19 protein-coding genes are annotated in these 17,717 nt (G+C 71.2%); 11 read left to right on the top strand and 8 right to left on the bottom strand.

All coding sequences use genetic code 11. The annotated features are described in order from the left end of the window. Position 1: 1 nt before the first annotated feature. From hemG to HUX53_RS13890, 3 genes are read left to right on the top strand one after another with little or no spacing between them, the layout of a single operon-like run. Positions 2 to 1,474, top strand: coding sequence for a protoporphyrinogen oxidase (gene hemG, locus HUX53_RS13900; protein ID WP_176403599.1), 1,473 nt, complete (start codon positions 2 to 4; stop codon positions 1,472 to 1,474). Further along, on the top strand, positions 1,431 to 2,129 hold the full coding sequence (gene hemQ, locus HUX53_RS13895; protein WP_176403598.1) for a hydrogen peroxide-dependent heme synthase: 699 nt from the start codon (positions 1,431 to 1,433) through the stop codon (positions 2,127 to 2,129). The genes hemG and hemQ overlap by 44 nt, the downstream gene beginning before the upstream one ends. 41 nt (positions 2,130 to 2,170) lie before the next feature. Continuing rightward, complete coding sequence (locus HUX53_RS13890) at positions 2,171 to 2,758, top strand: hypothetical protein (RefSeq protein ID WP_176403597.1); 588 nt, start codon at positions 2,171 to 2,173, stop codon at positions 2,756 to 2,758. Positions 2,759 to 2,927: 169 nt separating this feature from the next. Here the strand turns inward: HUX53_RS13890 and msrB are convergent, their stop codons facing one another. Next, a complete protein-coding gene (gene msrB, locus HUX53_RS13885) occupies positions 2,928 to 3,329 on the bottom strand; it encodes a peptide-methionine (R)-S-oxide reductase MsrB (RefSeq protein ID WP_176403596.1) in 402 nt (133 codons plus the stop codon). A gap of 66 nt (positions 3,330 to 3,395) precedes the next feature. Between msrB and HUX53_RS13880 the strand changes: the two genes are divergently transcribed. Both HUX53_RS13880 and HUX53_RS13875 read left to right on the top strand, forming a co-directional pair. Then, positions 3,396 to 4,478 carry a DNA polymerase domain-containing protein gene (locus HUX53_RS13880; RefSeq protein ID WP_176403595.1) on the top strand — a complete coding sequence of 361 codons (1,083 nt, stop codon included), beginning with the start codon at positions 3,396 to 3,398 and terminating at the stop codon, positions 4,476 to 4,478. A 101-nt stretch (positions 4,479 to 4,579) separates the two neighbouring features. Then, entirely contained in the window at positions 4,580 to 4,873 is a 294-nt protein-coding gene (locus HUX53_RS13875; RefSeq protein ID WP_217919413.1) for an MBL fold metallo-hydrolase, read from the top strand. On the opposite strand, the gene HUX53_RS13870 is transcribed toward HUX53_RS13875, so the two are convergent. From HUX53_RS13870 to HUX53_RS13860, 3 genes are all read right to left on the bottom strand, one after another. Next, positions 4,860 to 5,207, bottom strand: coding sequence for a hypothetical protein (locus HUX53_RS13870; RefSeq protein ID WP_176403594.1), 348 nt, complete (start codon positions 5,205 to 5,207; stop codon positions 4,860 to 4,862). The genes HUX53_RS13875 and HUX53_RS13870 overlap by 14 nt on opposite strands. A gap of 5 nt (positions 5,208 to 5,212) precedes the next feature. Beyond that, the gene (locus tag HUX53_RS13865) at positions 5,213 to 5,422 is read right to left on the bottom strand and encodes a hypothetical protein (protein ID WP_176403584.1); all 210 of its coding nucleotides are present in this window, start codon (positions 5,420 to 5,422) and stop codon (positions 5,213 to 5,215) included. 153 nt (positions 5,423 to 5,575) lie between these two features. Continuing rightward, a complete protein-coding gene (locus tag HUX53_RS13860; RefSeq protein WP_176403593.1) occupies positions 5,576 to 7,516 on the bottom strand; it encodes a Xaa-Pro dipeptidyl-peptidase in 1,941 nt (646 codons plus the stop codon). A gap of 213 nt (positions 7,517 to 7,729) precedes the next feature. Between HUX53_RS13860 and HUX53_RS13855 the strand changes: the two genes are divergently transcribed. Beyond that, positions 7,730 to 7,957: a DUF4236 domain-containing protein gene (locus HUX53_RS13855; protein ID WP_309237205.1), complete on the top strand. Its 228-nt coding sequence runs from the start codon at positions 7,730 to 7,732 to the stop codon at positions 7,955 to 7,957. Here the strand turns inward: HUX53_RS13855 and leuA are convergent. Beyond that, on the bottom strand, positions 7,954 to 9,696 hold the full coding sequence (leuA, locus tag HUX53_RS13850; RefSeq protein ID WP_217919412.1) for a 2-isopropylmalate synthase: 1,743 nt from the start codon (positions 9,694 to 9,696) through the stop codon (positions 7,954 to 7,956). The two genes, HUX53_RS13855 and leuA, sit on opposite strands and share 4 nt — an antisense overlap. Before the next feature lie 166 nt (positions 9,697 to 9,862). Here leuA and HUX53_RS13845 point away from each other — a divergent pair, with 166 nt between their 5' ends. Then, entirely contained in the window at positions 9,863 to 10,603 is a 741-nt protein-coding gene (locus HUX53_RS13845) for a FadR/GntR family transcriptional regulator (protein WP_176403592.1), read from the top strand. On the opposite strand, the gene HUX53_RS13840 is transcribed toward HUX53_RS13845, so the two are convergent. The 3 genes from HUX53_RS13840 to HUX53_RS13830 form a co-directional block, all read right to left on the bottom strand. After that, on the bottom strand, positions 10,586 to 10,831 hold the full coding sequence (locus HUX53_RS13840; protein ID WP_176403591.1) for an ATP-binding domain-containing protein: 246 nt from the start codon (positions 10,829 to 10,831) through the stop codon (positions 10,586 to 10,588). The genes HUX53_RS13845 and HUX53_RS13840 overlap by 18 nt on opposite strands. Before the next feature lie 250 nt (positions 10,832 to 11,081). Beyond that, entirely contained in the window at positions 11,082 to 13,100 is a 2,019-nt protein-coding gene (locus HUX53_RS13835; RefSeq protein WP_176403590.1) for an SPFH domain-containing protein, read from the bottom strand. Positions 13,101 to 13,138: 38 nt separating this feature from the next. Continuing rightward, positions 13,139 to 13,840, bottom strand: coding sequence for a hypothetical protein (locus HUX53_RS13830; RefSeq protein ID WP_176403589.1), 702 nt, complete (start codon positions 13,838 to 13,840; stop codon positions 13,139 to 13,141). A 463-nt stretch (positions 13,841 to 14,303) separates the two neighbouring features. Here HUX53_RS13830 and HUX53_RS13825 point away from each other — a divergent pair, with 463 nt between their 5' ends. From HUX53_RS13825 to HUX53_RS13810, 4 genes are all read left to right on the top strand, one after another. Continuing rightward, positions 14,304 to 15,341: a sulfotransferase gene (locus tag HUX53_RS13825; RefSeq protein ID WP_255205230.1), complete on the top strand. Its 1,038-nt coding sequence runs from the start codon at positions 14,304 to 14,306 to the stop codon at positions 15,339 to 15,341. 453 nt (positions 15,342 to 15,794) lie between these two features. Next, the gene (locus HUX53_RS13820) at positions 15,795 to 16,052 is read left to right on the top strand and encodes an acyl carrier protein (RefSeq protein ID WP_176403588.1); all 258 of its coding nucleotides are present in this window, start codon (positions 15,795 to 15,797) and stop codon (positions 16,050 to 16,052) included. Further along, positions 16,052 to 16,675, top strand: coding sequence for an SGNH/GDSL hydrolase family protein (locus HUX53_RS13815; protein ID WP_176403587.1), 624 nt, complete (start codon positions 16,052 to 16,054; stop codon positions 16,673 to 16,675). The genes HUX53_RS13820 and HUX53_RS13815 overlap by 1 nt, the downstream gene beginning before the upstream one ends. Before the next feature lie 39 nt (positions 16,676 to 16,714). Continuing rightward, complete coding sequence (locus HUX53_RS13810) at positions 16,715 to 17,653, top strand: SGNH/GDSL hydrolase family protein (protein ID WP_176403586.1); 939 nt, start codon at positions 16,715 to 16,717, stop codon at positions 17,651 to 17,653. Positions 17,654 to 17,717 lie beyond the last annotated feature (64 nt).

The raw sequence follows: 17,717 nt of genomic DNA, 5'->3' as shown, positions 1-17,717 counted from the left end.
CATGACCACCTCCCATGCCGTTGTCGTCGGGGGCGGCATCGCGGGCCTCGCCGCCGCCCGCGTGCTCGCCCGGGACGGCGTGCGGGTGACGGTGCTCGAAGGCTCCCCGCGGATCGGCGGCAAGCTGCGGGTCAGCGAGATCGCCGGCGTCCCGGTGGACGAGGGCGCCGAGTCGATGCTCGCCCGCCGGCCCGAGGGCATGGACCTCGTCCGCGACCTCGGCCGCTCCGCCGACCTGGTGAACCCCGGCACCACCTCCTCGGGGATCTTCAGCCGGGGCGCGCTCCGCACCATCCCGTCCGGGCAGGTCATGGGCGTCCCGTCCGACCTGAAAGCCCTGGCCGCGTCGCAGGTGCTGTCACCGGCCGGCCTCGCGCGCGTCCCGCTCGACCTCGTCCTGCCGGAGACGCCGCGCGGCGGGGACGTGTCCGTCGCCGACTTCATCGGCGCCCGCGTCGGCCGCGAGGTCGTCGACCGGCTCGTCGAGCCGCTGCTCGGCGGCGTGTACGCGGGCCGGGTCGAGCTGCTGTCGTTCGACTCGACGCTGCCCGCCGTCGCCGCCGCCGCGCGCGGCCACCGCTCGCTGATCAACGCCGTGCAGGGCATCCGGGCCGCCGCGCCCAAGGACCCCGGCCCCGTGTTCGCCACGCTCCCGGACGGGCTCGGCACCCTCCCGCACCTGGTCGCCGACGACGTCACCGCCGCCGGCGGGACGGTCCGGACCGGTGCGATGGTCCGCGAGCTGCACCGCACGCCGGACGGCTGGCGGCTCACCATCGGCCCGACCCGCGACCCCGAGTACCTGGACGCCGACGCCGTGCTGATCGCGGTGCCGGCCGCCCCCGCCTCCCGCCTGCTCAAGGAGGACGTGCCCGCCGCCGCCCGGGAGCTGGCCGGCATCGAGTACGCCAGCATGGCGATCATCACGCTCGCCTACCGCGCCACCGCGTTCCCGCGCCTGCCGGCGGGCAGCGGCTACCTCGTCCCCGGCGTGGAGAGCGACCCCGACGGCGGCGGACGGGGCGTCAAGGCCGTCACGTTCAGCTCGGTAAAATGGCCTCACCTGCGTGACCGCGACCCCGGCGTCATCGCGGTGCGCTGCTCCATCGGCCGGTTCAGGGAGGAGCACACGCTCCAGAAGACCGACGACGAGCTGGTCGCCACCGCCATGGCCGAGCTCGCCGCGACCTGCGGCGTCACCGAGCTGCCCGCCGAGAGCCGGGTGACCCGGTGGGGCGGCGGCCTCCCGCAGTACAACGTGGGCCACGCCGACCGCGTGGCCAAGGTCCGGGCCGCGGTCGCCGGGACACCGGGCCTCGCCGTCGCCGGCGCCGCCTACGACGGCCTCGGCATCCCCGCGTGCATCGCCTCGGCGCGCGCGGCGGCGACCCGGGTGCTGGACCATCTGCGCAGTCGAGAAGGAGCTGAACATGACCGAGCCGGCGGGCAAGCCGAAGGCACGCGAACTCAATAACGTCATCCGCTACACGATGTGGTCGGTCTTCCGCGTCGCGAAGCCCGGCACGCTCGGCGAGCAGGACGCCGCCGAGGTGCAGGACCTCCTCGACCAGGCCGCGCAGAAGGACGTCACCACCCGCGGCTCCTACGACGTCGCCGGCCTGCGCGCGGACGCCGACTTCATGTTCTGGTGGCACGCGCCCACGTCCGACGACCTGCAGGAGGTCTACACCCGGTTCCGCCGGACGGCGATGGGCCGCGCCAGCGAGCCGGTGTGGTCGCAGATGGCGCTGCACCGCCCGGCCGAGTTCAACAAGAGCCACATCCCCGCGTTCCTCGCCGACGAGCACCCGCGCAACTACGTGTGCGTGTACCCGTTCGTCCGGTCCTACGAGTGGTACCTGCTGCCGGACGAGGAGCGCCGCGCGATGCTCGCCGAGCACGGCAAGATGGCGCGCGACTACCCCGACGTCCGGGCCAACACCGTGTCGTCGTTCGCGCTCGGCGACTACGAGTGGATGCTGGCGTTCGAGGCCGACGAGCTGCACCGCATCGTCGACCTGATGCGCCACCTGCGCGGCGCGAAGGCGCGGCTGCACACCCGCCTTGAGGTGCCGTTCTACACCGGCCGCCGCAAGCCGGTCGCCGAACTCGTCGCGAATCTGGCCTGATCCGGCCAGGGGCGGGGCGGATCGGCAGTAGGGTGCCGTCCGTGACCAAGTCTGCCGAGTCCGCCGACCGGCCGTCCCGGGGACGGCACGCGCGACCGCCGTCCGAGCTCGCGATCCGCTGGAACCGCCTGGTCACGGCGGTACGGGCGTCCCGCCGGCGCCGGCTGACCGCGGCCGGCGCCGCGGTCGCGGGGCTGGCGGCGATCGTCACGGTCACCGCGCTGACGCTGACCGGCGGCTCGGGGCAGGCGCCGCACGCCGTCGCCGCCCACACGGCCACCTCCCCGTCCCCGCACGAGAAGCTGGAATCCGTCACCGGCGACCCCGACGAGATCCCCGACGCCGTGCCGTACTTCAAGACCAAGGACCCGGACGGCAAGGTCGTCGAGCACGTCACCGACGTCCGCCGCAGCGGCCAGTTCGTGCGCGTCTACACCGACCTGGGCGAGGACGACGAGAACTCCAAGCCCGCCGTCGACCTCTGCAAATGGACGACCCAGTTCCTGGAGGACGGCGGCGACGACGAGCCCCGCGTCTTCGTCCACGGCAAGAGCGACGACAACGGCAGCGTCGTCCTCGCCAACAAGCAGAGCGACAAGGACGACTGCGAAGTCGGCGAGACCCGCTAGTACCCGGACCCGCCGCTGCTGTCGTCATAGCCCGTGTCCGACAGGTTGCTGCGCTCCAAGGCTGAGACGTCTTGCTCAGCGCGGCCGGACCGGCGGAGCCTCCACTCTCCCCCTCCTCCCGGAGCCCGCGCCGAGCCGCCCGGCCCTTGCGCGGCGCGGGGCGGTTGCGCTACTCGGCGGGTTCGAGGGTGAGGGAGATCGAGTTGATGCAGTAGCGGTCGTCGGTCGGGGTGTCGTAGCCCTCACCGTGGAACACGTGGCCCAGGTGCGAGTCGCACACCGCGCAGCGGACCTCCGTCCGGACCATGCCGAGCGAGTTGTCCTCGATCAGCGTGACCTTCTCGGACTCGGACGGCTCGTAGAACGACGGCCAGCCGCAGTGGCTCTCGAACTTGGTGTCCGACCGGAACAGCTCCGTCCCGCAGGCGCGGCACCGGTACACGCCGACGGTCTTGGTGTCGGTGTACTCGCCGGTGAAGGGCTTCTCGGTGCCGGCCTCGCGCAGCACCTGGAACTCCTCGGGGCTCAGCTGCGCCCGCCACTCGTCCTCGCTCTTGCGGATCTTCTCCATGCCTCCGAAAATACCCGGCGCGGACGTCCCCGAGGACTGTCGTGCACGTGGGTTAACGTGCAGTACATGGCCTCGCCCTTCATCGAGATCCCGGTCGGGGATCGGCTCGTCAAGGTGACCAATCCCGACAAGGTCTACTTTCCGGAGCACGGCTACACCAAGCGGCAGCTGGTGGAGTACTACCTGGCCGTCGGGGACGGCATCCTGCGCGCGACCCGCAACCGCCCGACGACGCTGGAGCGCTGGCCCGCCGGTGTCTTCGAGGGCGCCAAGATGGCCACCCGCGAAGACTACGCGCGCGGCCAGGCGGGCATGGGCGCCGGCAAGTCCGACGCGTTCTACCAGAAGCGCATCCCGAAGGGCGCGCCCGACTGGGTGCAGACCGCCCGGATCGCCTTCCCCAGCGGCCGCTTCGCCGACGAGGTCTGCCCGACCGAACCCGCCGTGATCGCCTGGGCCGCGAACCTCGGCACGCTCACGTTCCACCCGTGGCCCGTCCGCAAGGGCGACGTCGACCACCCGGACGAGCTGCGCATCGACTTCGATCCGCAGCCCGGCACCGACTTCTCCGACGCCGTCCGGGTGGCGCTCGGCCCGGCCCGCGAACTGCTTTCCGAGCTGGGCTACACCGGCTACGTCAAGACGTCCGGGAAGGCCGGCGTGCACATCTACGTCCGCATCGAGCCCCGCTGGACGTTCACCGAGGTCCGCCGCGCCGCCCTGGCCTTCGCCCGCGAGGTAGAACGCCGCAACCCGGCCGAGGTCACGACCCGATGGTGGAAGGAGGAGAGGGGCGAGCAGATCTTCATCGACTTCAACCAGAACGCCCGCGACCGCACCATCGCCTCGGCCTACAGCGTCCGCCCGGCCCCGCACGCCCCGGTCTCCGCGCCCGTGACCTGGGACGAGCTGCCCGACGTCGACCCGCACGACTTCACCATCGCCACGATGCCTGCCCGCTTCGCCGAACTGGGCGACCTCCACGCGTCCATCGACGACGAGTCCTTCTCCCTGGAGCCGCTCCTCGACATGGCCGACCGCGACGAGAAGGACCACGGCCTCGGCGACATGCCCTACCCGCCGAACTACCCGAAGATGCCGGGCGAGCCCAAACGCGTCCAGCCCAGCAAGGACACCGACAACCACTGACAGAGAAGCGCCCCCCGACGGGGCTGACCACCCGGCCCGGGAATTTCCGGTGGCATGCCGCGATTACGAGGACGTCAGGTGATCGACTCGAAGGCGGCGCCATGTCCTCGCTGAACGTCCGGTACCTCGGCGGCCCGACCGCGATCCTGGAGATCGGAGGCGCGCGGCTCGTCCTCGACCCGACGTTCGACGCGCCCGGCGACTACCCGATCGGCTCCCGCAAGCTCACCAAGACCGCCGGCGCCGTCCTCGGCCCGGACGAGACCGGCCCGGTCGACGCGGTACTGCTCTCCCATGACCAGCACCCCGACAACCTGGACAAAGGTGGTCATGGTTGCCGGCCGCCCCACCGCGAGGTGGGTGGGGCGGATGCGTGTGAGATCAAGCGCGGGTGAATCCGGCCGCTTGGACCTGAGGTACCGGGGTGGTCGGCTTGTAGATCGGCCAGTCCGGGGTGCCGCACCCGGCGGCGTGCAGTGCGGCGCGGACGTTGGCGGAAAAGAGGCGTACCGCGTCCGCCTCGGTGTCGGCCGTGATGCCCATGTGGATGCTGGCCCACCGGTCGGTGATCTTCACTGTGATGTCCGGGTCGATGATGCCGTCGTCGACCTCGGCAAGGTCGTAGAGCGCATCGGTGACCGCGTCCGTGAAGGTGTCGAACTCATCGTCCGTGTCGCGGGTCGGGTCCACGCAGACGAAGGTGAGATCAGCATGGAGGTAGAAGGTCATCCGGCTCACCCCTTCCAGCACGTGGCCCGGCGCAGCTCGCCGAGCAGGTTCTTGACGTAGTTCGGATTCGAGGGAGTCGGGCTCATGGACTTCTTGTGCTTCTCCTCGCAGGGGCACCGCAGCTTCCAGTACCGCTTGCCTCGGATCACTGTCCAGCCTTGCTGCTCAGCCTCCTTGCGGATCTCCCTCAGCTCCTTGCCGAGGTTCGGCGACATTCCCACTCCGTTCGTGAGTCTAAGCGAGACTCACATCCTGGCGTAGAGCGGGGTTCGGTGCGGGAGGTTTCAGATACAAAGTGTGACCGTGAAGTGACGGACTTCTTGAGACCCTGTTGCCCGCCGCCCTGGGGTGGGCGGCGGGCCGTTCGGTCAGTAGAGGTTGCGTTGCTGGACGGGGAGGGTGACGTCTGTCGGGCCGCGCCACGGGGTGGTGCGCTGGGGCGGGGCGATCATGGTGGTCGGGTCGTCCTCGGCGGCGGTCACCGGGAGGGTGATCGAGGTGCCGCGCAGGTCCAGGGTGACCTGGGCGCCGGTGGGGGTCTCGGTGTTGTAGTCGGCGTCGGTGCCGGCGAGGACGAGCGCCAGGCGGTGGCCCTTCTTCAGCAGGTACTCCTGGCTGAGCGTCTCCCAGTTGACCGTGTAGTAGCGGCCCGGCTTCAGCGGCCTCGGGTGGCTCAGGGAGCGGGCGTTCTGCGCGTCGAGCCAGCCGCGGGCGACCACGTTGACCGGGGACGTGACCGTGGTGACCTCGGTCTGCCGGTAGCAGGCGTCGTCGGCGGGCGTGCTCTCACCGTGGCAGTCCTCGGTGCCGAGGGTGCGGATGCCGGCGCCGGAGCCGAGGTAGTTCACGCGGGTGTCCTCGCCGTAGTCGACGAGGAGGGCGGTCAGGTTGGACGTGGGCTTGTCGAGCTTGATCCGCAGGCGGGCGTCGGGGGTGCCGGAGAGGCGTCCGGTGCGGGGGAGCGGGCTGGAGACGAACGCGGTCCGGTACGGCTGGGCGGTCGTCGGGTCGGAGACCATCGCGCCCTCGGAGTAGCCGCCGCCGCGTGGGCCGGGGGCGTCGGTGAACGTCGCCGTCGTGCCGTGCGGGGCCCGCTTCAGGCCGAGGGTGCCGTCCGGGCCGGGGCGCAGGACGATGTCGCGGGCGTCCCGGGACGGCCAGTCCCGCTGGGTGATCCACTGGTCGGGACCGATCTCGATGTCGGCGCGCGGCTCCCGCATGATGCCGTTGGGGATCTTCTGCAGCTCGTGGTCGAACCAGCGGTGCAGGGTGTCCACCCACGCGTCGCGGCGGACGTCGAACGGGTCGACGTGGCCGCGCTGCGACAGCCACACCTTGCGCTGGACACCGTGCTTCGCGAGGGCCGTCCACCACTCGGCGAACTGGTTGTCCTTGACGTTGAGGTCGTTGACGCCGTGCGCCGCGAAGATGCTGGCGCGGACGCGGGACGCGCGGGCGATCGTGCCGTGCCGGTAGTCGGCGGTCTTCCAGTAGGCGTTGTAGTTGCCGGTCGCGTCGTCCTCGCCCTCGTCCAGGTCGGCGTTGACGGCGGCGCATTTCTCGGGCGGGTCGGTGTCGACGTAGCTCGCGAGCCACGGCTGCTCGTCCGTCCAGTACTTCACGCCGTTCATGCGGCTGTAGTCGTACCAGCTGCTGATCGCCGAGATCGGGACGATCGTCTCCAGGCCCTTGACGCCGGTCGCGGCGACGCCGTTGGCGAGCGTCCCGTCGTAGGACTTGCCGATCATGCCGGTGCGGCCGGTCGTCCAGGTGGCCTTCACCGGGGTGCCGTCCGGTTTGTACGCCTTCGCTCGGCCGTTGAGCCAGTCGACCACGGCCTTGCCGCCGAGGACGTCGGTGGGCCCGCCGCTGACCGGGCAGCCGTCGGACCGGGTCGTCCCGACCATGTCCACGGCGAGGAACGCGTACCCGCGCGGGACGAAGTAGTTGTCGTAGAACAGCGGGAACTTCACCGGGTTCCCGTCGGCGTCGTAGGTCTTGCGCTCGCTCTCGTTACCGCGCCCGGCGTTGTCGTAGTACGGGCTCTCGTCCATGATCACCGGCACCTTGAGGCCGTGCTCGGTCTCCTTGGGCCGGATGATGTCGACGTTGACGCGGTCCTTCTTCCCGTCCCGGTCGCTGTCCACGCTCGACTCGACGTAGACGTGCTCGCGGATCGCGTCCTTGTAGGAGAAGACGGGCTGGGTCACGCCGTCCTTCACCACGATCTTCGGGGACGGCTGGGCCAGCGCCGTCGCGCCGCCGCCCGCACCGGCGAGCGCGGCGCTCGTGAGCGCGGCCACCGTCATCGTCCGCCGGGTTCGTCTCAGGGATCGCCTGGCCAACCCGCACCTCCGGGAGCTGAGAAAATGATCTCTACGGAGGCACACGCTCCTCGTCCCCGGACGCCGGGTAAAGAGCGGTGCACGACGAACTCGGACCGGATTTGGTCACCTCCTGCCCTTGCGTCCCCCGGTCTGACCGAAATCATGATCTCGGCCCGTCCGTGACGGGGGAGGGGGATGTACGGAGATCGTCCGGGCATCCCCCTCCGCATGGGTTGGAGCTATCGAAAAGCAATCCGCATGGGACCGTTCCGCATCAACCTGTCCAAGAAGGGCGTCGGGCACAGCGTCGGCGCGCGCGGCGCCCGCTACACCCGCTCGGCGGACGGGCGCCGCCAGGTGACGTTCCGGATCCCCGGCACGGGCCTGTCCTGGCGCCGCTCCCTCGGCCGCCGCCGCGACTAGCGCTTCGCGCGGTTCACCGCCGCCAGAACGGCCTCCACCGACGCCGTCTGCACGGACGTGTCACGGCCCGCGCCCCACGACGCGACCCCGTCGACGCGACATTCGGCGTAGGCGACGGCCACGGCGTCAGGGCCCGGCTCGGTGGAGTGCTCCACGAACTGCAGGACGTCCACCTTGATCCCGGCGGACGACAGGGCGCCGGCGAGCGCGTCGATGGGCCCGTTGCCCGAGCCGATGTGCTCGCGCCCGTCGCCGTCCACGCGGACGACGCCGGTGAAGTCATGCGGGCCCGTGCTGGACGTCCGCCAACCTGCCACCGAGACCGGACCGGACGCGTCGAGGTACTCGGCGCGGAACAGGTCCCACAGCTCGGCCGCCGTGATCTCCTCGCCGCTGCCGTCCGTCGCCTCCTGCACGACCCTGGAGAACTCGATCTGCAGGCGGCGCGGCAGGTCGAGCCCGTACCCGGTGCGCAGCAGATAGGAGATACCGCCCTTACCGGACTGGCTGTTGACGCGGATGACCGCCTCGTACCCGCGCCCCACGTCGGCGGGATCGATCGGCAGATACGGGACGTCCCACGGCAGCTCCTCCGGCGGCGCCCCCGTCTCCTCGGCGCGGTGGGCATGCCGGGCCATGCCCTTGCCGATCGCGTCCTGATGCGTCCCGGAAAAGGCCGTATAGACCAGGTCGCCGCCGTACGGATGCCGCTCGTGGACGGACAGCCGGTTGCAGTACTCGACCGTCCGGCGGATCTCATCGATGTCCGAGAAGTCGATCATCGGGTCGACGCCCTGCGCGTGCAGGTTCAGCGCCAGCGTGACGAGGTCGACGTTGCCGGTCCGCTCACCGTTCCCGAACAGGCACCCCTCAACCCGCTGCGCGCCCGCGAGCACCGCCAGCTCGGCGCAGGCGACGCCCGTCCCGCGATCGTTGTGCGGATGCACGGACAGGATGACCGCGTCCCGCCGGGCCAGCTGCCGGTGCATGTACTCGATCTGGTCGGCGTACACGTTCGGCGTGGCGATCTCCACGGTGGCCGGCAGGTTCAGGATCACCGGACGGTCGGGGGAGGCGTCCCACACCTCGGTGACCGCGTCGCACACCTCCAGCGCGTAGTCGGGCTCGGTGAAGTTGAACGTCTCGGGCGAGAACTTGAACCGCACCCCGGCCCATGCACGCCGTGCGACGTCAGCGGCCCCGTCCAGAATCAGCCGCTTCACGCCGTCCCGGTCGGACCCGAGCACGACGTCGCGCCACACCGGCCCCGTCGCCGTGTAGAGGTGGACGACCGCCTTCGGCAGCCCTTCGATCGACGCGAACGTCCGCTCGATCAGTTCGCGCCGCGCCGGCGTGAACACCACGGGCGTCACGTCGTCCGGCACACCCGCCTCCGCCAGGTGCCGGACGAAGTCGAAGTCGGTCTGACTCGCCGACGGATAGCCGACCTCGATCTCCTTGAAGCCCATCGTCACGAAGAGGTCGAACATGCGGCGCTTCCGCGCGGTGTCCATGGGCTCGGCCAGCGCCTGGTTGCCGTCCCGCAGGTCGACGGGCACCCACAGCGGCGCCGCCTCGACGCGCCGGGACGGCCAGGTGCGCTCGACCTCGGGGACGGGCGACGGAACACGGTCGTGAACCGACTGGTACCGGTGGAACGGCATGGAACTGCCGCGCTGCGGATTCCAGAAGGGCCCGGCCACCGGACCGGACGGGGTGCGCAGGGTAGGGAAGTTCATGGGGGCTTGTCCTCACGATCGCCGGACGACCGGCAGCACCGGACCCCGCGGCGGGGTGCCGGTCCGGATCAGGCCCCGCCGCGGCGACCGAGAAGAAGAACCCGCCACGACACGCCCGCCACCCAACCACACCTCAGCTCCTCAGACAAGCTGATATCTTCGGCTCATGTCCCCCGGCCCACCGTCGTCCAAAGGGCAAGCTCGGCTCGGCCCTCTCCGGCCCAGCCCGCTCGTCGAGCAGGCCACCCAGCGGCTCCGCGACCAGATCGCCGACGGCTCCTGGCCGGTCGGGACGAAACTCCCCGGTGAGACGACCCTCGCCCGCGAACTGGGCGTGGGCCGCTCGACCGTCCGCGAGGCCCTGCGCGCGCTGGCCGGCGCCGGTCTCGTCCAGGCCCGCCAGGGCGCCGGCGTGTTCGTCATCGCCACGGAACCGGACGAGGACTGGCCCGCCCGCCTCCGCCGCGCCTCCGTCGCCGACGTCTACGAGATCCGCATGATGCTGGAGGTCCGCGCCGCCGAACTGGCCGCCGAGCGCCGCACCGACACCGACCTGACCGCCCTCGCCGCCGCCCTCGCCGCCGCCCTCGCCGCCCGCGACACCGCCTTCGCCGGCCCCGCCATCGAGCCGTTCATCGACGCCGACATAGCCCTGCACACCGCCGTCGTCGCCGCCGCGCACAACCCCATCCTCGCCGACCTGTTCGCCGAGTTCGTCCCCGTCCTGCGCGACGGCCTCCTCGACCTGGTGACCCTGGTCGACGTCCGCACCTCCGACACGGCCCACGGCCGCGCCGCCCACGCGGCCCTCATCGAAGCCATCCGCACCGGCGCCCCCGAGGCCGCCGGCCAGATCATCAAGACCGAACTCACCCAGACCCTCGCCGCCCTACTTCAGGGACGCTAGGAGGGGTGGGAGGTCGTTGTTGTGGATGAGGGTTAGGCGGCGGGTGGGGCGGGTTAGGGCTACGTAGAGGTCTTGGCCGCCCTTGGGGGATTCGGTCAGGATGCCGGACGGGTCGACGACGATGACGGAGTCGAATTCCAGGCCCTTCGCCTCTTCGGCGGTGAGGACGACTACCTGGGAGTCGAGGGCCTCCGGGGTGGCGCCGGCGGCGGCCGCCGGCGCCCCCAAGCCCGCGCCGTGGCCCGGTTGTGCGTTGCCGTCCCGCTCGCGGTGCTCGCGCCAGCGTCAGGTCCGCGCTGTGGCGCGGTTGTGCGTTGCCGTTCAGGCCGCGTTCTCGTCGTGCTGGTGCGGTCGTCTCGCTCTGCCGTGGCCGGGTTCGTGCCATGGTCCTTCTTGTGCGTTGGTCTCGTCGGCGGGGTGGGCTGCGGCGGGTCGGTGGGCTGGCGGCCCCCAGCGGCGACCCGCCGCAGGTCTTTGGTCAGCTGGTCGTTACTGCGGTTCCGTTGAATTCGGACAGGGGGGCGTCGGCCACGCCCAGGCGGCGGGCGGTGTCCAGGAGGTCCTGGAGGCCGGCCGACTCCGGGGTGCCGGACTTGATCAGGCGCAGGAGGAGTGCTGACAGGGTCAGGTCCCGGACGCCGCCGGTGTCGAGAGAGCCGAGTAGGCGGGACACGTCGTCGGTGAAGGACGATGTGCCGTCCAGCCAGGGGCCGGCCAGCGACTGGGTGACGGACGAGTTCTCGACGAAGCCGTCCACGCTCTTGCCGAGCGCGATCGAGCCGACGAGGCGGTCGAAGAAGACGGAGTCGCCGCCGACGATGTCGATGTCGGCCTTCTCCAGGCCGGCCGCGAGGACGGTGGCCTGGGCCTCGGCGACCTGGCGCTGCACCTCGATGCCCGCGAGGCGGACGTCCTTCTCCGCCTCCAGGCGCAGCCGGTACTCCTCGTGCTGGCGGGACGCCTCGTCCAGCGCGGCCATCGCGCCGGCCTTCTCGTGCAGGCCCTCCGCCTCGGCGCGCAGGCTCTCCCGGATCCGGGCGGCCTCCGCGACCGCCATCTCCTGCGCGGCGATGGCCTCGGCGCGGCCGACCTTCTCGATGGCCTCGGCGCCGCGCTCGCGGACCTGGACCTCGGCGAGGCCGGACGCGGCGGCCTCGGCGCGCAGCCCCTCGGCGAGGCGGATCTTGGCCTGCGCGTCCAGCTCGGCGGCCTCCTGCCGGGCCTGCGCCATCGTGAGCGACTCGCGGGCGCGGTGCGCGGCGGCGGCCTCGGCCGCCTCGGCGGCCTTGATGTCCTTGACCAGGTTCTCCTGCGCCTCGGCCTCCGCGTGGATGATCACCGACTGGCGGGCGCGCTCGGCCTCCTCGACGGTGCGCAGCCGCTTGATGGCCTCCTCCTGCTCGGCCACGGTGCGCTCGACCGCGATCCGCTCCCGGACGACGTTCGCGATCTCCCGCTTCTCCGCCTCGACCTCCTTGTCGGCGGCGATCCGGGTCAGTTCCGTCTCGCGGTCGCGGGCGATCACTTCGAGGAGGCGGTCCTTCTCGATGCGCTCGCTCTCGATCGCGAGGACGCGCTCCCTGTTCTTCGCGGCGACGGAGACCTCGCGGTCCTTGTTCTCGTGCTGGACGCCGAGCTGCTCGTCGGTGCGGATGTGCGCGGTCTGCGAGCGGAGCCGCTCCTCGGCCTTGACCCGCTCGGTCTCCGCCAGCTCGCGGGCCCGGACGGTCTCGATCTCGCGCTCCTGGCGGATCTCGGCGTCGGCCTGGCGGCGCTCCAGCTCCAGGATCGCCTCGCGCGCCTCCACGTTCTGCCGGGTGATCTCCTTCTCCTCGTTGCGGGTGTACTCGTTGGTGCGGACGTGCTCGATCGCGGTCAGCTCGGTGATCTTCCGGATGCCCTGGGCGTCCAGGATGTTGGTCTTGTCCAGGGAGAGCAGCGACGTCTGCTCCAGGTAGTCGATCGCCGCGTCCTCCAGGCTGTAGCCGTTCAGGTCCGTGCCGATCACCTGGATGATGTGGTCGCGGAACTCGTTGCGGCGGGTGTAGAGGTCGGCGAAGTCGAGGTGCTTGCCGACGGTCTTCAGCGCCTCGGAGAACTTGGCCGCGAACAGTTCCTGCAGCGTGTCCTGGCTGCTGGCGCGCTCGGTGCCGATCGCCTGCGCCACCTTGATGACGTCCTCGACGGTCTTGTTGACGCGGACGAAGAACGTGATGCGGATGTCGGCGCGGATGTTGTCCTTGCAGATCAGCCCGTCCCGGCCGGTCCGTTCGATCTCTATCGTCTTGACCGAGATGTCCATCAGCTCGGCCTTGTGCAGCACCGGCAGGACGATCGCGCCGGTGAAGGTGACATCGACCTTCTTGAGCTTGGAGATGATCAGCGCGCGGCCCTGGTCGACCTTGCGGAACAGCCGGGTCACCATCAGCACGAGGCCGAGGGCGATGAGCAGGGCGAGCGCGAGGAGCACACCGGCTCCAATCGTGATGGTGTCCAACGGGATCCCTCTCTACTGGGGGGACGAGGTCGCGGGGGTCAATGGGCGGGACGGCGCGCCAGGTCGGACGCCGTGTCGTGCGGCATGACCCAGAAGAACCGGCCGTCCGGATCGAAGTCGAAGATCAGTGCGGTGCTGCCGGCGGTCAGGCCCGTGCCGTCCGCCGCCGTGCCCGCCACGGGGACGTCCATCGCCGGCTGCCGCACCTGGACGATCGCGGACGATCCGTCGGACGCGGTGACCTCCGCCTGGCCGAAGTCGGGGCCGACGCGTCCGGTGCGGATGACGCACGGCAGCCCGACGAAGTCGCGCAGCGACGCCGCGACCTGGTCCTGGAAGACGCGGCGCAGCGGCAGCACCGCGAGGCGCGTGCCGAGCCAGGCCAGCACCAGCGCCGCGCCCATGCCGAGGATCCGCGGGGCGACGCCGCCGGTCAGCGCCGAGGCCGCCAGGCTCACGAACCAGGCGATCGCGATCAGCAGGGAGAGGACGACCGTGGCAGGGACGCCGCCGAGGCCGAGCATGGCGAGCCGTTCGGCGACGAGCCCGTCCCCGTCCTCGGCAGCGGAGCCGTCCCCGGCGCCGGCACCGGCCCCCGTGTCGGCATCGGTGCCGGCGCCGAGGAAGTCGACGCCCGGGCCGCCGAGCAGGACGAGCGTCCAGTACCCGGCGACGACCAGGAGGGAGAAGCTGAAAAGAGCAGTGGGAAAACCGAAGGCGGCGTCGAAGAATTCACCCATGGAAATGCACGCTTCCGCATTGAGACGTCATTGACCGCCCGGGCGGCCGGAACGGCGGCCCGGTACTGGGAAAGGACTCGCTGAGCGAGGAAGAGGGGCGGTCTCAGCTATCTGGGAAGGCGTGCGCCCAGGTGATGTGGCTCAGGTCGTACGGCCTGGCGTCCTGGGGGCGGGCCCGGCGCGGCGGAGCCGGCGCAATGAGAAAGTGCCGGGGAGTCATGAATACCCTCCTGGTCGGAGACAGATCCTGTCTCGCCGACCAGACTTCCCGGCACACCGGTAGTTACTTTAGCTTATTTCTCGTCCTAAGGGAAGTCTTTAAGCGTCGGATCGCCGGGCATAGGCCGTTGACCTCGCCATTCACCGCAAAAGCGGTGATCTTCCCGGTGCCCGCGCGGACGTTCAGGTTGCGTTGAGGTTCGCTCCAGGTTCGGCTCAGGAGCGGTCACTACCGTCGCGCGCCATGACCTCGCCCGCCGCCATGGCCACGGAGTCCTGCAGGCCGATCTTCGTCCTCGGGTGCCCGCGATCCGGGACGACGCTGCTCCAGCAGATGCTGCACTCGCACCCGCGCATCGCCTTCCCGTCCGAGACGCGGTTCGTGCACGTCTCCTACGAGAACCGGCACGACTTCGGCGATCTGGAGCGCGCGGAGAACCGGCGGGCGCTCGCCGAATGGATCACCCGCGGCAAGGACACCAAGTTCAAGGTCCTCGAACTGGACGCCGCCGACGTGATCGAGGAGATCGTGCACGGGCCGCCGACGCTCGGGTCGGCGGTGGCGGCGGTCTTCCGCACCTACGCGCGGTCGCACGGCAAGCCGCGGTGGGGCGACAAGCGGCCGAGCTACTTCCGCCGGGTACCGATGCTCCAGCGGATGTTCCCGGACGCGCAGTTCGTCCATCTCGTCCGGGACGGCCGGGACGCGGTGAGCTCGCTGATGCGGATGCCGTGGTTCAAGGGCGACCTGCACGCCGCCGCGCTGACCTGGCGGGAGGCGGTCGACACCGGCCGGCGGCTCGGCGCCCGCCTCGGCCCGGGCACCTTCTACGAGTTCCGCTACGAGGACCTCGTCGCCGAGCCGGAGGACGAGCTGGTGAAGCTGTGCGCGTTCCTCGGCGAGGAGTACGACGCCGAGATGACCAAGGCGTACAAGCACGCCCGGCGGACGGTGCCGTCCGAGCGCGAGTGGCATCTGCGCACCCACGAGGCGCCGAACAGCCGCAACGTCGGCGCGTGGCGGGACCGCATGGAGGACGGGGAGGCCGACCTGGTCGAGCACGTCCTCGCGAGCCGGCTGCTCCACCACGGCTACGGGCTGACCGACGTGCCGCGTCCCGCCGCCGCGCAGCTCGCGAGGTTCCACCGGCTCGCGGCGCACCGCTGGCGGTCGCGGCACGCGCACGCGGCGCTGGACCGGCTCGCGCGGAGCCGCGAGCCCAACCCCGTCGTGTCCCGGCTGACCGGACCGGTGCCGCTGACCGGACGGTCTGAGGACTGACACGACGGGGACAGGTGATCCTGTCTCCGGGGCAAGGCGTCCGCTCCTCGACCTCGTTGGGGGAGTCTGGGCGGTTGTCCGAAATTCTCATGGAACGTGCCGGGTGCGCCGCGCCCGGCCGGCGCTCCGCCGCCGCGCGCCTGCTGGGGAACGACGCAGGTGGCGTGCCGTGGTGCGCCGCGCGGGGGAGAAGCGGACGGCTGGGACGGACGGGGACAGCGTTTTCCGGGCACCGCCCGCTGGGCCCCTTAACGGCAGGGTTACCGGCCAGTAGGTCGAGTGCCGTTTTTACCGCCGCACTGACTTAATTTACGAAACAGAGACATGGCCGTGTCCGATCGTTCACATGCGGGTCTGGGACACATCATGCTTTTGGTTGTATCTTGCGTGTTGCTCGTCACCCGATAGCTATCGCCATTGATTCGACGATCCTCTGACATAAGGAGGAGTGCGGTGACCACATCGGAAACAATTTCCCACGACGAGCTGCAATCGTGGCTTCTTGACAGGATCGCCTTCTACCTCGACAGGCCCCCGGAGAACATCGATCCGTCGGTCGAACTCGCCCGCTACGGAGTGGACTCGGTCTACGCCATCAGCATCATCAGCGACATCGAGGACCACCTCCAGGTCGAGGTCGACGTGGCCGAGGCCCGGCGGCGCGAGACGGTGACCGACCTCACCGACTACCTGCTCCAACTCCTCGCGTGATGGGCGGCGACCCCGGGGACGGGCCCGTGATGCTCGTCCTCGGCGACAGCGTGGCCGAGGGCCAGGACGACCCGGACCCGGCCGGCGGATGGCTCGGCTGGGCCGGTCGGCTGGCCGCTCACCTGGGCGTTCCGCGTGAGTCCATGCTGAACACCTCCGATCCGGGCGCGACGGTCGAGGACGTGGTCCGCGACCAGTTGCCGGCCGTCCGGCGGCTGCAGCCGGCCCTGGTGGTGCTCGGCTGCGGCATGAACGACGCGCTGCGCGGCTTCGAGCCGGCCGCCGCCGCGCGCCGGCTCGACGAGCTGTTCGGCTGGGCCCGCGGGCAGGGCGCGGTGGTGCTGGCGATCCCGGTGCCGCGCCCGCCGCTGCTCGAGGTGTCCCCGATCTCGCAGTTCCGCAAGAAACGGACCGTCCAGCGCATTCACGACTTCAACGTGGAGCTCGACCGCGCCTCCCGCGACTTCGGAATGGCGTTCCCGGAACGTGAAACAGTTGCGAAAGTCGCTGACCCTGCGATGTGGAGTTCCGACGGAATCCACCTGAACCCGAGAGGGCACGCATATGTGGCGGAGGTGATCGCGGAGATAGCGCGCAGCCTGCTCGGGGAGCGGGTGAGCTGAGCTGAGCCTCGGGGGCCGAACCAGCAGTGTGGGAAACAGATGAAGAGACCATTCGCGTTCGCCCGCGTCCCCCAGTCGGTGATGCTGATCCCGCTGGCTCCCGTGCTGGCCGTCCAGGCCTGGCGGACGGTGCGCCGGACACCGCGGCTCGATCCGGCGGGCGGGGACGAGCACGGCTTTCTGCGGGGCGCGAATCCCGGCGCGGGTCCCGCGTTCCGCGTCGTCGTGATCGGGGAGTCCACCGCGGTCGGCGTCGGGGCGTCCCGGCACGCCGAGGCGCTGCCGGGCTTCCTCGCCGAGGCGCTGCGCGAACGCACCCGGCGCAGCGTGGCGTGGTCGGTCACCGGTGAGAACGGCGCGACGGCCCGCCGGATCACCGAGATCGCCGGAATGACCGAGATCACCGGCGGCTCCGCGCCGGACCTCGTGGTCGTCACCGCGGGGATCAACGACCTGATCCGGCGGCGCCCGCTGCGCCGCTGGGCCGCCGACGTGACCGAGCTGGTCGGCGCGCTGCGCGGCCGGTACGCGCACGCCGCGGTGCTGGTGGCGGGCATGCCGCCGGTGCACCGGTTCCCCGCGCTCCCGCAGCCGCTCCGGTACGTCCTCGGCGCCCGCGCGCGGACCATGGACCGGCTGATGCGGGCGGCGGCCGAGGCGGGCGGGGCGGTCCACGCTCCCATGGACGAGGCGATGGCGCGCGACCGCGGGCTGTTCGCCTCCGACGGCTTCCACCCGTCGTCCGCCGGCTACCGGGCCTGGGCGCAGGACCTCGCCCGCGCCGCGGCCCCGCCCCGCCACCCCCGCGCCGCGGCGGCGCCGCGGCGGGGGGGCAGCGACGCGGGGCCACAGTGGCGCGCTGACACGGCGCGCGCGGTGACGCGGCGGCCTGGGCGCCGGCGACGCCTACGCGGGACGCGCGCCTCGACCACGGCGCGGCGCCTCCGCGACGGCCGCATGCGCGGGGGGGCGGTGTGAGCAGGCGGCTGTGTCCCAGGGAAGCCGTGCACCTCCGGGGGCGCCGTATGGGTGGGGTGTGTGG

The sequence above is a fragment of the Actinomadura sp. BRA 177 genome, from assembly GCF_013372625.1.
GTDB lineage: Bacteria > Actinomycetota > Actinomycetes > Streptosporangiales > Streptosporangiaceae > Spirillospora.
The sequence above is the reverse complement of the archived record's forward strand: the minus strand, read 5'-3'. Positions and strand labels throughout refer to the sequence as shown.

Bases quoted from the DNA above. Each gene is read 5' to 3' on its own strand.
- HUX53_RS13830 (WP_176403589.1), bottom strand. From the start codon at position 13,840: ATGGGTGAATTCTTCGACGCCGCCTTCGGTTTTCCCACTGCTCTTTTC.
- HUX53_RS13860 (WP_176403593.1), bottom strand. From the start codon at position 7,516: ATGACGGTGGCCGCGCTCACGAGCGCCGCGCTCGCCGGTGCGGGCGGC.
- hemG (WP_176403599.1), top strand. From the start codon at position 2: ATGACCACCTCCCATGCCGTTGTCGTCGGGGGCGGCATCGCGGGCCTC.
- leuA (WP_217919412.1), bottom strand. From the start codon at position 9,696: ATGAACTTCCCTACCCTGCGCACCCCGTCCGGTCCGGTGGCCGGGCCC.
- HUX53_RS13855 (WP_309237205.1), top strand. From the start codon at position 7,730: ATGTACGGAGATCGTCCGGGCATCCCCCTCCGCATGGGTTGGAGCTAT.
- HUX53_RS13880 (WP_176403595.1), top strand. From the start codon at position 3,396: ATGGCCTCGCCCTTCATCGAGATCCCGGTCGGGGATCGGCTCGTCAAG.
- HUX53_RS13845 (WP_176403592.1), top strand. From the start codon at position 9,863: ATGTCCCCCGGCCCACCGTCGTCCAAAGGGCAAGCTCGGCTCGGCCCT.
- HUX53_RS13825 (WP_255205230.1), top strand. From the start codon at position 14,304: ATGACCTCGCCCGCCGCCATGGCCACGGAGTCCTGCAGGCCGATCTTC.
- HUX53_RS13810 (WP_176403586.1), top strand. From the start codon at position 16,715: ATGAAGAGACCATTCGCGTTCGCCCGCGTCCCCCAGTCGGTGATGCTG.
- hemQ (WP_176403598.1), top strand. From the start codon at position 1,431: ATGACCGAGCCGGCGGGCAAGCCGAAGGCACGCGAACTCAATAACGTC.
- HUX53_RS13815 (WP_176403587.1), top strand. From the start codon at position 16,052: ATGGGCGGCGACCCCGGGGACGGGCCCGTGATGCTCGTCCTCGGCGAC.
- msrB (WP_176403596.1), bottom strand. From the start codon at position 3,329: ATGGAGAAGATCCGCAAGAGCGAGGACGAGTGGCGGGCGCAGCTGAGC.
- HUX53_RS13865 (WP_176403584.1), bottom strand. From the start codon at position 5,422: ATGTCGCCGAACCTCGGCAAGGAGCTGAGGGAGATCCGCAAGGAGGCT.
- HUX53_RS13875 (WP_217919413.1), top strand. From the start codon at position 4,580: ATGTCCTCGCTGAACGTCCGGTACCTCGGCGGCCCGACCGCGATCCTG.
- HUX53_RS13870 (WP_176403594.1), bottom strand. From the start codon at position 5,207: ATGACCTTCTACCTCCATGCTGATCTCACCTTCGTCTGCGTGGACCCG.